The organism is Ktedonospora formicarum (assembly GCF_016587355.1).
In the GTDB taxonomy this organism is placed as follows: domain Bacteria; phylum Chloroflexota; class Ktedonobacteria; order Ktedonobacterales; family Ktedonobacteraceae; genus Ktedonobacter; species Ktedonobacter formicarum.
Map to the genome: position 1 here is coordinate 1,859,700 of NZ_BNJF01000001.1, position 14,669 is coordinate 1,874,368.

The window sequence follows — 14,669 nt, forward strand, 5'->3', positions numbered from 1 at the left end:
TCTGCTTCCTCACACACTGGTGACGACTCAACGCCCAAGTATCATGAGCTGTCTGAGCCGTCACCAGCGATCAACTAATGGAAAACATCTATGCGTTCGCCACGCCGTCAACAGCGGCATTCAAGGCTTGATCCAGATCACTGATCAGGTCTTCAACCGTCTCAATACCAATTGATAGACGGATGAAATCGGGTGTCACACCAGTCGAGGCCTGTTCCTCAGCGGTAAGCTGGGCATGGGTCGTGCTTGCGGGATGAATGATCAGCGACTTGGCGTCTCCAACATTCGCCAGGTGCGAGAAGAGCTCAATATTCTGGATCAGCCGCTTGCCAGCCTCAATGCCGCCCTTAATGCCAAAGCCTAGAATCGCGCCGTAGCCATGCGTAAAGTATTTCTTCGCCAGCTCATGCTGGGGGTGATCAGGCAGACCAGGATAGCTAACCCAGCTTACAGCAGGATGGCCCTGCAAGAACTCGGCGATACGCAGGGCATTCTGGCTATGGCGCTCCATGCGCAGGGCCAGCGTCTCCAATCCTTGCAGGAACAGCCAGGAATTAAAGGGGGTAGTAGCTGCGCCGAGATCGCGCATGAGTTGCACACGCGCCTTGATAATGTACGCCAGGGGACCAAGTGCCTCGACATAGCGCAATCCATGATACGATGGGTCTGGCTCAACCAGGCCTGGGAAGCGCCCACTCGCCGCCCAATCAAACTTGCCGCTATCGACGATGATACCACCAATCGAGGTACCATGTCCATTGATGAACTTGGTCGCCGAATGCACTACAATATCCGCGCCATGCTTGATGGGCTGCACCAGATATGGCGTCGCCAGAGTGTTGTCGACGATCAGCGGAATACCATATTCATGCGCGATCTCAGCAACCGCGCTAATGTCCAATGTGTCCAGGCGGGGATTACCCAACGTCTCAGCATAGATGGCTTTGGTGCGCTCATTGATGGCCGCGCGGAAGTTCTCGGGCTCGCGACTATCCACAAAGTGTGTCTTGATTCCCAGTTTGCTCAATGTGTAATGAAACAGGTTATAAGTACCACCATACAGACTCGCCGACGAAACGATTTCGTCTCCCGCTCCGGCGATATTGAGGATTGCCAGCGTCTCGGCGGCCTGTCCCGAAGAGGTTGCCAGCGCGCCCACACCACCCTCAAGCGCGGCCACGCGCCGCTCAAAGGCATCCTGTGTAGGATTCATAATACGCGTATAGATATTACCAAATTGCTTCAGTGCGAAGAGGTTGGCCGCGTGCTCCGGGCTATCAAAGACATAGGAACTTGTCTGATAAATGGGAACTGCGCGGGCGTTCGTGGCCTTATCGGCGGTTTCCTGGCCTGCATGCAGAGAGAGTGTCTCAAATCCATAATCACGATCACTATTCAAAGCCATGCTCGTCATACTCCTTGCTCTTTATGCGGAAACCTGGGCATGCCATTCGGGCGGCATTAGTCTTCGCATAAGACATAGACAATTTAATTAGGATTGCTGTAGTGCTACTGCCATCTGCTCCCATTCTTTGAGGAAAGCATCATGGCCGTGAGGCGAGTCAAGTTCAATATAAGTCGCATCCCCGCCAAGAGCGCTCACCTTTTCAGCCAGCGCGCGCACATGCTTGGCCGGGAAGAGAAAATCCGTATTGATCCCAATAAACAACGCTTTGCTACTGATACGCGCCAGGGCAGCCTCCAAAGATGAGAAGCCTTCGCTAATATCAAAGAGATCCATCGCCCGACTCAGGTAGATATAGCTATTCGCATCGAAGCGTCGCGCCAGCGAGCCCCCCTGGTGATAGAGATAGTTCTCAACATCGAAGCGTCCACCCAGATCCGGGTGCGCGGTTGGCGAAACAACCTCCTCTCTCCTGGCTTCATGTCGCCCAAAGCGCTGGTCCATCGAGACCTCACTCTGATATGTAATCATAGCAAGCATTCGCGCGATGGCAAGTCCTGTCGCGGGCGCGCGTTCAGCGGCATAGTCGCCACAATTCCAGAGAGGATCAGCCATGATGACCTGGCGCGCAACCTCGTTAAAGGCGATTCCCTGGGCGGAGAGAGCCGCCGAAGCGGCAATAACCACCACCCGTTGTACCATCTCTGGATAGAGCACAGCCCAGGTAAGCGCCTGCTGCCCCCCAATCGAGCCACCATAGACGCTTGCCAGTTGCCGTACCCCCAGATCTTCCAACAAAGCATGTTGCGCGCGCACCATATCGTGTATGGTGATAAGCGGAAAGCGCATGCCATATGGGCGCTCGGTGCGCGGATCTATCGAGGCAGGACCAGTACTACCACTGCATCCCCCCAGTACATTTGCGCACACCACAAAATAGCGATCCGTATCAATAGGACGTCCCGGACCAATCAATAGATTCCACCAGGCCGCTTTGGGATCGTCTGGTCGCTCCGTATCATGTGCATGTGTATCCCCGGTTAAGGCGTGTGTAATCAAAATCGCGTTTGTGCCCAGCGCGTTTAACGTACCCCAGGTCTCATAAGTAATCTGAATTGGACCAAGTAAGCCCCCTCGTTGAAGCGAGAGACGATCCAGAGAGAATGTATGCACCTGCTGTTGTTCCAGAATAGGGATCTGCACCATTTTGGTATAGTTCAATTGTGCGACCATGCGCGCGCTCCTTCTTCATGCTTGCCAGGCATCCGTCTGCTATGTCTCGTCACAATTCACGGCAGACGTGCAACGCCACAACACTACGTGTCTTCTACACTAACAAGCCAAAACCATTCAACTACTTGCTATACCCGAAGGGCGAAAGGTAAAAAAACACCCTCACCCAGTACAGGGGCGAGGGTAAGACGTGTCTTCGCGGTACCACCCTGATTTTGCCGGCACTTCGCAGTGTCGACCTTAAGGAGTGTCACCAGAGATATTGCTCTTATTTGCCTATCTGGAGACACTCAAGCCTATAACGTAGCTACACGGCTCGATCTACTGATCCATTCCCACACACCATGCACATGTGAGAGGCGTTCGATCTGCAACTCCGAGGTCATATTCAATGCTGGAATGGCGCTGACCGTCTCATCATCGTCAACTCGCTGTAGCCACCCTTGACATTTACTCGTCCTCTTCTCCGTCTTTCTTTTGCACCTGCATACACGGAGATTGGCTCATATCCAGGAGGTATTTTATGGAGGAACTGGGCTTCTATATGGGGTATGATTGTATTTTTGGGTAACAAAAAACCCCTTTTGCAGGGGCTTCGCAACTTTGCTCTTCCCCTCATCTCGCAAAGCGTTTTGCTTTGCCGGAATTGGCACCCTTCGCGCATCATTGCCGTGGGTTGCCGGGCTTCACAGGGCCGTATCCCTCCACCTCTCTGGATGAGAGCAGCTTTCTCAAACTGCGTATATAGGTTGTACCAAAGTGCAATGTTTCATGTGAAACGTATTACACATAAGTATAAACAACGCCTTGCGGCTTTGTCAAGGCCAATTTGCAGAGAAAATGTAACTCTCACACCATCGGCATGCGTTCAATGTGCAACCCATCCTGCTCATCGCGTGGCGTGCGCCGCGATTCTAACCGGCGCATAGCATCTCCAATTCGCCTGATGCCTTCAGCGATCAAGACTTCGTTGCTGGCGGCATAGCTCAGGCGAATATACTGACGCCCGCCTCCGTCGATATGGAAAGGCTCGCCCAGCACAAAGGCCACCCCTTCTTGTGCCGACTCACGCAGCAGTGTGCGCGCGCGCATATCGCCTGGAAGGCGACACCAGAGATGAAACCCTCCGCGTGGGAGATTGACCCGTGTCCCCGCAGGCCAATACTTCTGAATGGCCTGAAACATGGTATCCCTTTGCAGGCGGTACTGGCGTCGCACGTCTACAAGATGCTCATCAAGTACGCCACGATGCAAAATCTCCGCGACCAGCCATTGCCCTAACGCAGTGGTGTTCAGATCAAAGATCTGTTTGTGCAGCGATAGGCGCTCAATAAGTGGTTCAGGGGCGGCGATCCACGCTACCCGCAGACCCGGCGCCAGAAGTTTAGAATAAGTACTGAGATAGAGCACATTGCCCCGCGTGTCGAGCGCCTTGAGAGGATGAGGGGCATCGCCCTCCAGATATAGCTCACCATAGGGATCATCCTCCAGGATTGGTATCTGATAGCGGCGAGCCAGCAGCAATAAGCGCCGTCGACGCTCTGGCGACATAATGACCCCCGTGGGGTTCTGAAAGGTGGGCAGCGTATAGATTAAGCGCGGATTGCGCCGGGCTAGAATCGTTTCAAGCAGATCAACGCGCATCCCTTCACTATCAATAGGGACGCCTATCACACGCGCCCCAGCGCACGAAAGGTCTGAATCGCGCCCAGGTAGGTTGGGACTTCCACCACCACCTCATCGCCAGGATGCAGCAGGAAACGCCCTATCAGACCAATGCCTTGCGTCGACCCAGAAAGAATCAGGATATGTTGCCAATCGACCGCTACTCCGCGCTGACGCATGCGCTGCGCGATCTCTCTTCTCAGGCTTTGCAAGCCCTCGACCGGACAATAGCCCAGAGCACTCTGGCGCTCCTGCAACAGACCATCCTCGACAATTCGACTCAACATCTCGGCTGGTAAGAGTGCCTCAGCTGGAGTCGCAGCCGCCAGCGAAATCACCTCCTGCTGCTCTCCCAGAGAAGTAATCTCGCCCATCAGGCGCGCATCATGCCCTAGCGCCAACTCTTCTTCCGCCGACAGACTAAAGAGCCAAGATGGCATGTCCTGCTCATATGGCTCATCCTCCAGATCATGCACCAGATAATTACGTTTGACCAGGGTTCCGCGTCCAACGTGCCCTTCTATCAAGCCCTCGCTCGCCAGTTCATTGTAGGCGTTCATCACTGTGGTCCGGTTGACATGCAATTCCTGAGCCAGAGCACGCTCTGTTGGCAAACGCGTCCCCTCGGCTAATTCCCCCTCCAGGATGGCTGTGCGCAGACGCTCATAAATCTGACGATAGAGCGGAATCGCTGCCGTACGATCCAGTTGGATCATAGCTGATACAGCGGCGGTAAATAGAGGGAGCGGTTGATGCTCCTGTGGTGGATTGACTTTGCGAACCATCCTTTTTCCTCCCTATTGGCTGATACCAATCGCTCCTTGCAGCTCTGAAACCCAGAGAAGATTTCTACCATAACTATACCAGCCAATCGCATTGAGCGCACAGGCCAATATGTCAAATTGGGAAGAGCCAATACAACACAAAGAGGGAGCATAGCATTGCTGCCACACTCCCATTGTTTATCGTATTGGCCTCTAGCGCGGATTGAGCGCTGGATCAGACTACGCCTGCCGAGAAGGCTGGGCGAAGCGAATATAGTTTCCAGAAGGGGGACGCTGCCCAATCAGCAGGTAGAGCAGAGAGCCAACTATCGGGATTAACCAGACAATCAACAACCAGACCAGTTTCCCCATGGGGGAGTGCTCATCCTCCCATATCATTACGGTCTCTATGATATGGCTTACGACCGGTAGAAACACACAGATGAGGAACAAGACGGTATTAAAAAAACAGCCTCGACTGCCATTCATTTCTCTATACTCCTTTACATAAAGCATCTAACACATACTGTTTTAGCTATATATATCTTTTTATATTACTTTCCATCGATAGATCCTACATTTTCTCCGCCTGACTACTTACTATACGGGGAGCACTCACTTTTCGTTGCATGAAGCTTTGTTTTTAAAAGCACTCGCGCCTTTTTCCTTGCTACATAGAGATCAAACGTAGAAAGCAAGCAAAGATCAAATTGATAGCGGGTGGGCAGTCATTCAGAGGTGGTGCGTAAGGTAAAATGGAAGATCGAGCCCACGCCTGGGGCGCTCTCCACCCAGACCTTACCGCCATGTAAAAGGACAATCTCACGCACAAGCGAGAGGCCAAAACCATGTTCATCGGCCATGCCCGTATCGGAGGGCAAACGCTTGGTATTTGCAAACACTTCGTCCAGCTTTTCGGCTGGCATCCCAATCCCTTGATCGCCTACGCTGACATGCACAAACTGATCTTCAAGATCGCTGGTGACTGTAATCACCCCTCCCTCAGGCGAGTACCTGATCGCATTGTCCAGCATAGTCACCAGCACCAGCAATAGCTTCTCGCGGTCTCCCCAAAGAATAGGCAGCGCCCGTGCGAGCTGAAGCTGAAAGGTATGCCGTTGTGTATGCTGCCGCATACGCGCCACAACTTCATTGATCAGCGCGTTCAGATCAAACCAGTACGGCTCCAGGCAAATATGATCCTTTACCAGGTTATCAAGCTCCACCATATCATTGATAAGGCTCTTTAAGCGGAACGCGTTCCCGCGAATATCCGTCGCCACCTCCTTCACCTCCATGGGGCGAAGATCACGGTGCAGCAAAGTCTCACTCAAACTTTGGATACTACCCAGAGCCGCGCGCAGGTCATGGCTGGCGAACGAGACAAAGGTGCTTTTGATATGATTGGTCATCGTCAGCTTAGCGTTAGCATCCTGAAGGGCCGAGATGGCTTCATCACGCTCATGCTGGGCATGTTCGCGCTCAACTAGCAACGACGCCAGATGTGCCACACACAGCAATAACGATTCATCGTCCGACGATAAGACAGGCTTACCCGCGCCATAATCGATAAGGAGAACACCCAGGAGTTGCTGGCGATGTAAAATAGGAACAATCAATTTATACGAAGGCTGATCGCTAAAGAGCGTGGTATCTGGCTTTAATATGCGATTCTGATAGAGCTGCCTGACACGTTCCTCGCCACCAACAAGGGCGTTAAGTGAAGCGTTCTGCAAACGATTCTGCCAGAGAAGCTCGTGATCGGGAGTCAGACTCATAATCGTCGTAGGGTGGAGCAAGTGTGTCTCTGAATCAAAGAGGAGGACACCAACGCAATCACAATCCAGCATACTCAATGGCAATTCAACCAATCCATGCTCAAGTTGGGCCGCCGACTGGGAGGATTGGAAAGCACAGGCAGATTGGGAGAAGATAGCCCCCTCGCCCTGGCTCTCGATAATCAAGGCTTCAGCCATCGAGATGAGCACGCGTAACCCATGCAGTGAGCGGTGCTCTGCATTATGTGCCTCTCCAGATGAGACGAGGGGAGCAGGCGTCACACGCCTGCCCTGCTCTTGAGATTTTTGGCCCCATTGTTTGCCTTGCGCCATCGCCTATTCCTTCATGTGCTAATACGTTTAGATTATGCAAAGCCTGACTAGCAAAGAAGCATTTCTATGTCTAGTGTAGACACAAGGCAAAGGCAATGATAGATACAGCCAGCAAGGGAGGCTAAAGAGCACTACTGCCAGAAGGAAAAGGTATAATTCCGCTCCTGGAGGTATGTTTTGAACCACGCCACGGGGTCCTGGCTCTTCGATTCTGTATAACTATCAGCCAGGAAAAAGCGCGCATAGAGAGGAAGCGCATCGCCAAGCTTAGACAAAAGAGCGGACATACGCTCTTCGGCGTGATGCCAGCGATCCTTACGAGCACCCAGCCGCCAGCTATTATACGCTTCATCATGTAATTCGATGATATTCAATAAGACCGGATCGTGGATATAGCGCTCCGCAAACTTGCGCGCGATAAAGGCATGGTGGTTTGAGCCAATTTTTGGGCGTGACTCATCGACGCGATATTTGAAGGCATCATGTATCAAAGCGATCAGGCGTAGCGCCTCACGCTCCTCGGCTGTAGGCGCGGGTCGCTGGTACTCTATATTCTCAAGCACATCCGCGATATGAAATTTGACCGGCCCCTCAAGGTGACCGGTTCGAGGCTTCCCCCACGCCACCCCTGCCAGCCACTCAGGGTCCTCAGCTATTTTGTGCTCCAAAGCAGTCTCCAGAGTAAAGGGTAGCGAAATCATGTCCCTCCCAGATAATTCTCATCAGCCAAACAAAGATAGATGTAATCAGGCTATACAAATCTGCTTGCGAGCTTCATTGCCAGTGGATTATAAACATATTGATATCCCCCCACAAATTGTACTACGCGTCCACCCCAACCCCGTTTAAAGCGATAGACACCCGCCATCGCCTCATCCTCAGCTTCAGTATCGGGAATACCCCAGAAATCGTAGCGCACGGCCCCATTTGCCTTCACCCAGCGAATCGCCTCCCATTGCAGGAGATAATTAGGCATCAATTGCCGCTTCTCGTTACTCGACGCCCCATACATATAGATACCCTCCCGAGCATAGCGCGAGACAAAAATGCCAGCGAGCAGTTGCCCTTCATGCTCAGCCAGATAGAGGCGTAAGCGATCATCCGCACGATACAGTTGCCAGGCACGCTGATAATACCGCAACGAATGAATGCCAAACTTATCGCGCTCGCTTGTGGTCTCCATTAACGCGTACCAGGATTGGACATCCTCCAACGTCTCAGCCAACCGAATAGTAACCCCGCGCTTACGAGCCAGCCGTACGTTGTAACGCCACTTCTCCTTCATCTGAGACAATAACATCTCCTCTGAAGGCTCAAGATCGAGTTGAATTGTCCGCAATGGTTGCACTGAGGGAAGAGATTGCATCCCCTCACGCTCGAAATAAGCACGCGTCTGTTCACCCAGGGGAGTCTCCGCCTCCAGATCACATTCAAAACGCAGGGCCAACGCACCATGCCGCCGCAGGAATGGATGCAAGCGCGCGAAGAAGAGATCACGTATTTCCACTTGCGTCCAATCCAAAACGGGCCCTTTGGGGATATATGCCAGATGCCCTAGTTGTACCGGAACGCGTGGGGCCGTGCGGCGCAACACCTGAACCCCTGCGACGAGCTGTTGCCGCTCATCAAATAAGCCCAGGCGTAGCGGCCTCCAGGTAGCGGACGCCTTGAGATCGCCCCAGGTCCAACTCTGAAGGAGATGCCCATGCTCATGCTCCATCACAAAACGCTCCCAGAGCCACCGTTCCGAAAGCGTAAGAGGGCGAAACGTATACTTTTCTTCACCAAAAGCCATGCTGATACACCAACTTTCCCAACCCATAAACGCGCCTATAGTTAGTACCTTTATGATATCACCAAATAGCGAACCTATCGCCTATTTAAGCGCCATGCCATCCACATAGGTGGTATGTAATAGGTTTAGAGGTAAACGTCGTTATCAGGAGCAATTTGGTATTGGCGCAGGTTGCATGAAGGCAATACGGGGTGAAAAACCGGCGGAACGCGGGCGGCCCGCGCCATGCACGCGCCAGGTTGGCGTGTACACGTCGCGAATCCACCCGCGTTCCTTCTTGCTCAGATCTTGCACTCCGCGCCAGGAGTGGCGAGGCCCGGCCCGTAAGCTGAACCCGCCAGACTCACCTCTTCGGGCGGATCACGATGGTGTCCGGGTCCTCGTCCTCGTCGTCGTCCGGCGACAGGGCGACGACGGAGGGAGAGGTGAACTTGTTCTGCCAGGAGTCGCGCCGCATGGCGAACTCCTCCTTCCGTGCGAGAGGTTTCGTGCATGACACGAGCAATCGGTTTGGCCTATCCTTCTGCGGTACAAAAGGAGATTCATCGATGAGAGGCAAGCGGCCAACTCACCTCAGGGTTCCTCCTGTATCCTCCGCGATGTCTCAACGTACTGACACACGGGGGAACTGCGTACGGGCTGAACCAGAACCCGGTCACCTGCTCACTCGCGAACAGAGTCAGCTTTTTTTGCTCGATGGGTGACGGACCGATATACTCAGATCTTAGTATAGTGGAGAGATAGGCAAGAAACAAGCCCAAATCTTCCCTATGGAGGGAAGATTTGGGCTTGTTTCTTTTGCATGGTATCTCAGGAAATGATAGAGACACTCATGCCGCTTCTCACCGTGGTATAGATGAACCAGCCCCAGAATTTCCAAGTGGATATTGTTGCCTTATGCCAGTGGTGAGTGGGTATGCTACAATACAGATTGGATATCACCTATATCCTAGAAGCGGTCACTGACCGGCAGGAGGAATTCCGTGAAAATTGTCATCCTTGGCTGTGGACGCGTAGGTGCGACCTTGGCCTCGCAGCTTGACAAAGCAGGACATCACGTCGTGGTAATCGACAACAACGCCGATGCTTTCCAGCGCCTGAGCGGCGACTTCCATGGAGAGCAGGTCACTGGAAATGGCGTAGATGAGGACGTATTACGCCGGGCGGGTCTAGCTGAGGCAGACGCCTTCGCAGCCGTCACCAACGGAGACAACCGTAACATCATGGCAAGCCAGATCGCCAAAGAGATTTTCCATATCAAAAAGGTCGTTTGCCGTATCTACGACCCAATTCGACAAAGCACCTACAATGAACTGGGTATCGAGGCAATCTGCCCGACGATCATAGGAGCGGATCTCTTATATAAAGCCTTAATGAGCGAAAAGGTCTGAAAACAGTAATCAAGATAGAGGCGTACTTATGTATATTATCGTTGGCGGTGGTGGCGACGTCGGCTACTACCTAGCCAGGACTCTACTGAAAAGAGGGCATGAGGTTCTGCTCCTCGAAAAGACATCGGCCCGTGTGCAAATCCTTGCCGAAGAACTGGGACAATCCGTCATTAAAGGCGATGCCTGTGAAGCACGCACCATGCAAGAGGCGGGGGCGCAACGAGCGGACGTGGTTATCGCAGTCACGGGTGAAGACGACGATAACCTGGTCATCTGTCAGATGGCAAAGAAACGCTTTAATGTTGCTCGCACCATCGCGCGCCTGAATGATCCAAAGCATGAAGAGCTGTTCCAGAAGCTAGGCATTGACGTCACCGTTAGTCCAACGAAGGCCATTCTCTCGCTCATTGAAAGTGAGCTCCCAGGGCCACACTTCATTCCACTAATGACTCTCAAGAAGGCTGGGATTGAGATTGTGGCGATGAACATCCCGCCAATGTCACAGGTAGCGGGTAAAAAGCTCAGCGAGATCCATCTGCCACGCAAGAGCACATTAGCACTTATTATGCGCGGCACGGAACCGATCTTTCCCAATGCTGATACGGTGTTACTGGAGAATGATGAGGTCTACGCGCTGCTCAATAGCGAGGGCGAAGAGGAACTCAGTAAGATCTTCGGCACCGCCTAACACTCCACATACAAAAACAGGAGGCGTGACGACATCCAAACAGCATCGCCACGCCTCTGCGGCAGTCATAAAATAGCATCGACCACCAGACCACCCTCAAGGCGAGGGAGGAGTCTTCTCCTGTGAACCTTCCTGTTCCTCAACATTGTAAAGAAGCTCAGAATACTCGACCTCGTTCTCTTGCCCCTCATTTTCGCCTTTATTCGAAGTCTTTTTCTCTTCATCGCCAGAGAGGCGTTTCCATATCGAAGGCTTTGACTCAAGGAAGCGACCATTGGGCCGCCGAATGGTCCATGGAGCCCGCTTACGCGCTAAAATCTGGTCCGCGCTCTCACCTCGCGCCGAGCGATAGATACTAGCCAGCACAACCCAGAGCGCAGCCACAACAGGCGTCGCAAGCAAGGCCCCGAAAACCCCAAACAGATGAGCACCTACGAGCAAAGAAAGAATCGCGGCAACGGGATGCAGGCCAACGGCATGTCCAACGATACGAGGACCCAGAATATTGCTCTCAATAACCTGGAGCACAACGAAGCAGACAGCGACAATCACAGTGCGCGGCAAAGGGTCCGGCAGGAGTAGCGAGAGCAGAAGTGGCGTAATAGCAGCCAGAGCCGGTCCAACCATCGGAATCGTTTCAAAAAGAAACGCCAGGACACCACAGATGAGGGCATATTTGCTAAGAGGTCCATTCGCGACACAGATGAGGCTCGTCGCAACGCCAACGATTAGGGCTAGCGTTAATTGCCCACGGATATAATTGCCAACGACACGCGATAGAGCATCCTCAAAGAGAAGGACATTCGGAAGGAGGCGTTTGGGAGAAAGGCTCACCAAACTATCGCGAATCCGTTTGCCATCGACCGTCAGGTAGAAACTCAGCACAACAATCAAAAAGATATTTATAAAGGCATTGACGAGAATAGAGACAAAGCCAAAAGCATTATTGGTAAGCGTAGTAGCGAACTCGGTCGCCTTTCCCTGGATACTGTTTAAGGCATCATCGATATTCTTGGGAGGGACATGGACGTCATTCTGCAAGTAGGCGATGAAATTCTGAAACTTGTCAGGAATAGCAAACGCAAATGATTGAATCGTATCGGAAAAGGCGACTGCCTGCTCGACAAGATTAGCGGCCAGAAGATAGCTAAGGTATCCTAGTACCCCAAGGACCACTACATATACGAGCAATGTTGCCAGGACACGCGGCATATGATACTTAACCAGGAAATCAACCAATGGCGTCAAGAGGAATGCCACGGCCATAGATAATATGAGGATAACAATCGCATCGACGAACTGACCCAGCAGTGACCAGGTAGAAGTAAATATAACACCAATGCATATAATGCAAATGAGAATATCGCGTGTTCGTTGCCAGTTAATTTGACCCATATGATTTTCCCCCTCAGAAAAATAAACTCTTTTATAAAGACGGAGGCATTCAGACGTATTGTGACATGAAACATATCAAACAACAAGAGCTTCATAGTAAACTAGCAAAAAAGCAGGAATGGTATTTAGGCTGGTGAAGCGCTTATACCTGCATTTTCACCTATATCAACACTTTTACATAGACCTGGAACAGGAAAACTTCGGAAATCACAAACTTATATGCATCCCAGGTGTCGAACTAGCCATTCATTACCGATAAAGGCTAGGGAAAGAGTTCTATAAGGTTAGACGAAGCTGCATATATAGTTTACAATACACGGGTCCTATGTAAAATAAAGATAGGAGCGCGGGAAGACACAAACTGAAACTTTTGGCACGGCGCTTACGTCCTACCAAAGGACAGGAGGAACATATATCCGATGGGTATCGAAGTCAGTGCCCATGTCATATACAAGGATCAGTTGTGTTACCGCTTGATATACGCATCATCTTATACAATTAAGAAGATTCCGATGCTGTTTTATGGTCTTATGTAAAAACCAACCCTCATTCGAGGGCACGGCGCCGCTCTTGCGGCTAGCGCAAAGCGCTCAGATTCTCTCATAAGGAGTGGTTCCTATGCGAGAACCAACGCCGCTCTCGCGGCTAGCGCAAAGCGCTCAGGTTCTCTCATAAGGAGTGCCCACAAAACAGCTTGAAAAGGGGACGGATTCGTGGACGCAACAACCGCCATCACATCAATGAACGAGACAACACACCTGTTGATGACCTGGACGCTTGTTGGGCTACTCTTAGCCTGGATGATAGTCTTTTCGTGGCTCGCGCTACGTAAGGGCGCCAGACAAGCGCAGTTAGCAGCTATACCTGCTACAACACCTACACCCACACCGGCCTCTACTGCACCAACGAAGTTGCACATCATAGCGGCTCAACCAACACCCGCCAACCCACTATCCCAGGGCAAAGAGCCTACTCTCATGGAAGGTGCAAGTGTTGTTCGTTAAAGAACAGCACTTACTCATCACACAGCGATGGGAATCAGGCAAACAGGTCATTTGCTGAGACCCACTATAGATGGCAGGCTAAGGCAGCCTGCCTTTTCTTTTTAGATTTTCCACAAAGATCTTATGCGAAAACCAACCCTCATTCGAGGACACGGCGCCGCTGGTCGCGGCTAGCACGCACTCCTTGCGCTCAGATGTTCGTTGCAACAAGCACGCTCAGGTTTTCGGATAAAGAGAAAATCAAATCCATCCAGGAGGGCATAGTTTCCCTATTGTTGCTCATACTCAGGTTTGCGGATAACGGATTAGTCCAGATTCACCTTCTCATTCGGCTTCTGATTACGGAAGGCTCCATTATCATTGATAAACACAATGCGCGTATCCTGAATATGCACAATCATATCGAGAGACTTATCGCCATTGACATCCTGAAACGAAAGCGTTACAGGTGTGAGGTCTTGATTTGGGCCAATTAAATCGGGGCCAACATAGATTTTCGCCTTGGAGCAGTCACCTGCAGGACACTCAATAATCTCGACATGCCGATTCATATTGAGCGCGATAAAATGACTTTTGAGAGTCTCCGAGTCATTATTATGTCCAACCACTTCATCTGCCTGATAGGTACGAGGGCGCCCATAACGCCAGTCATCCTGAGCCACCAGCCACCAGTTGGACAAGAGCGTTAACGCCATCCATCCTATAACCATAACCACCAGCCCAACCCCAACATAGACAAGGATATGCACATTCTGCTTTGGATTGGCAATCCGGCGCGGCTCCTTGCTCTTCTTTGGCCCAACCATATCTTCCGTATCAATTGCGGCTCGCCGGGAAGAGGTGGTTACCTGAGCATGGCCTTGAGTCGCGGCTGTTCTGCGCGGAGGAACTTTCTTCTTGGGTCGGGGAAGGTTCATGCTCTGAGTGGAAGATTGAATATCAGCAGGCGCACGCCCCTCCTCTGTCTTCACATCGCTATGATAGCGGCGTACGCTTTTGAATGCGCGCCCCGGCAACTCATCGTCGTACTCATCATCAAAGAAGTTGCGATTAGACAACTTTGAGCTACGAGTGTCTCTCGCTGACTTAGGTCCACCACGCTCTGTAAAACTCTGATCCACATCAGTACCGTCCTCTCATACTGCTAGCGAAAACGAACTTTTGTTCCAAAACGCTACGATGTACATAGTACACCAGAACAAACGTACTTGTCAACGG

12 protein-coding genes, 1 pseudogene and 1 riboswitch are annotated in these 14,669 nt (G+C 51.8%); of the genes and pseudogenes, 3 read left to right on the forward strand and 10 right to left on the reverse strand.

All coding sequences use genetic code 11. The annotated features are described in order from the left end of the window. Positions 1 to 88 precede the first annotated feature (88 nt). The 8 genes and pseudogenes from K3T82_RS08010 to K3T82_RS08050 all read right to left on the reverse strand — a co-directional run bounded on the left by K3T82_RS08010 (position 89) and on the right by K3T82_RS08050 (position 9,467). Positions 89 to 1,405, reverse strand: coding sequence for a homocysteine synthase (locus K3T82_RS08010; RefSeq protein WP_220192957.1), 1,317 nt, complete (start codon positions 1,403 to 1,405; stop codon positions 89 to 91). Positions 1,406 to 1,492: 87 nt separating this feature from the next. Beyond that, positions 1,493 to 2,638, reverse strand: a complete 1,146-nt coding sequence (metX, locus tag K3T82_RS08015; RefSeq protein ID WP_220192958.1) for a homoserine O-acetyltransferase MetX — start codon at positions 2,636 to 2,638, stop codon at positions 1,493 to 1,495. Between the two features lie 612 nt (positions 2,639 to 3,250). Then, positions 3,251 to 3,361, reverse strand: a riboswitch (SAM riboswitch). 126 nt (positions 3,362 to 3,487) lie between these two features. Further along, positions 3,488 to 5,088: pseudogene (pdxR, locus tag K3T82_RS49810) on the reverse strand (MocR-like pyridoxine biosynthesis transcription factor PdxR). A gap of 219 nt (positions 5,089 to 5,307) precedes the next feature. Then, positions 5,308 to 5,556: a PLD nuclease N-terminal domain-containing protein gene (locus tag K3T82_RS08030; protein WP_220192961.1), complete on the reverse strand. Its 249-nt coding sequence runs from the start codon at positions 5,554 to 5,556 to the stop codon at positions 5,308 to 5,310. A 239-nt stretch (positions 5,557 to 5,795) separates the two neighbouring features. Next, positions 5,796 to 7,178 carry a GAF domain-containing sensor histidine kinase gene (locus K3T82_RS08035; RefSeq protein WP_220192962.1) on the reverse strand — a complete coding sequence of 461 codons (1,383 nt, stop codon included), beginning with the start codon at positions 7,176 to 7,178 and terminating at the stop codon, positions 5,796 to 5,798. 131 nt (positions 7,179 to 7,309) lie between these two features. Then, positions 7,310 to 7,879 (reverse strand): HD domain-containing protein, encoded by a 570-nt coding sequence (locus tag K3T82_RS08040; RefSeq protein WP_220192963.1) that lies wholly within the window; start codon positions 7,877 to 7,879, stop codon positions 7,310 to 7,312. A gap of 50 nt (positions 7,880 to 7,929) precedes the next feature. Beyond that, positions 7,930 to 8,973, reverse strand: a complete 1,044-nt coding sequence (locus K3T82_RS08045) for a lipid II:glycine glycyltransferase FemX (RefSeq protein ID WP_220192964.1) — start codon at positions 8,971 to 8,973, stop codon at positions 7,930 to 7,932. 281 nt (positions 8,974 to 9,254) lie between these two features. Further along, the gene (locus tag K3T82_RS08050; RefSeq protein WP_220192965.1) at positions 9,255 to 9,467 is read right to left on the reverse strand and encodes a hypothetical protein; all 213 of its coding nucleotides are present in this window, start codon (positions 9,465 to 9,467) and stop codon (positions 9,255 to 9,257) included. Positions 9,468 to 9,956: 489 nt separating this feature from the next. Between K3T82_RS08050 and K3T82_RS08055 the strand changes: the two genes are divergently transcribed. Both K3T82_RS08055 and K3T82_RS08060 read left to right on the forward strand, forming a co-directional pair. Continuing rightward, positions 9,957 to 10,364 carry a potassium channel family protein gene (locus tag K3T82_RS08055; protein ID WP_220192966.1) on the forward strand — a complete coding sequence of 136 codons (408 nt, stop codon included), beginning with the start codon at positions 9,957 to 9,959 and terminating at the stop codon, positions 10,362 to 10,364. 28 nt (positions 10,365 to 10,392) lie between these two features. Beyond that, positions 10,393 to 11,052, forward strand: coding sequence for a potassium channel family protein (locus tag K3T82_RS08060; RefSeq protein WP_220192967.1), 660 nt, complete (start codon positions 10,393 to 10,395; stop codon positions 11,050 to 11,052). 96 nt (positions 11,053 to 11,148) lie between these two features. Here the strand turns inward: K3T82_RS08060 and K3T82_RS08065 are convergent, their stop codons facing one another. Next, positions 11,149 to 12,447, reverse strand: coding sequence for an AI-2E family transporter (locus tag K3T82_RS08065; RefSeq protein WP_220192968.1), 1,299 nt, complete (start codon positions 12,445 to 12,447; stop codon positions 11,149 to 11,151). A 713-nt stretch (positions 12,448 to 13,160) separates the two neighbouring features. Between K3T82_RS08065 and K3T82_RS08070 the strand changes: the two genes are divergently transcribed. After that, positions 13,161 to 13,451, forward strand: coding sequence for a hypothetical protein (locus tag K3T82_RS08070; RefSeq protein WP_220192969.1), 291 nt, complete (start codon positions 13,161 to 13,163; stop codon positions 13,449 to 13,451). A 305-nt stretch (positions 13,452 to 13,756) separates the two neighbouring features. Here the strand turns inward: K3T82_RS08070 and K3T82_RS08075 are convergent, their stop codons facing one another. After that, positions 13,757 to 14,572 carry a hypothetical protein gene (locus K3T82_RS08075; RefSeq protein WP_220192970.1) on the reverse strand — a complete coding sequence of 272 codons (816 nt, stop codon included), beginning with the start codon at positions 14,570 to 14,572 and terminating at the stop codon, positions 13,757 to 13,759. Positions 14,573 to 14,669: the final 97 nt, after the last annotated feature.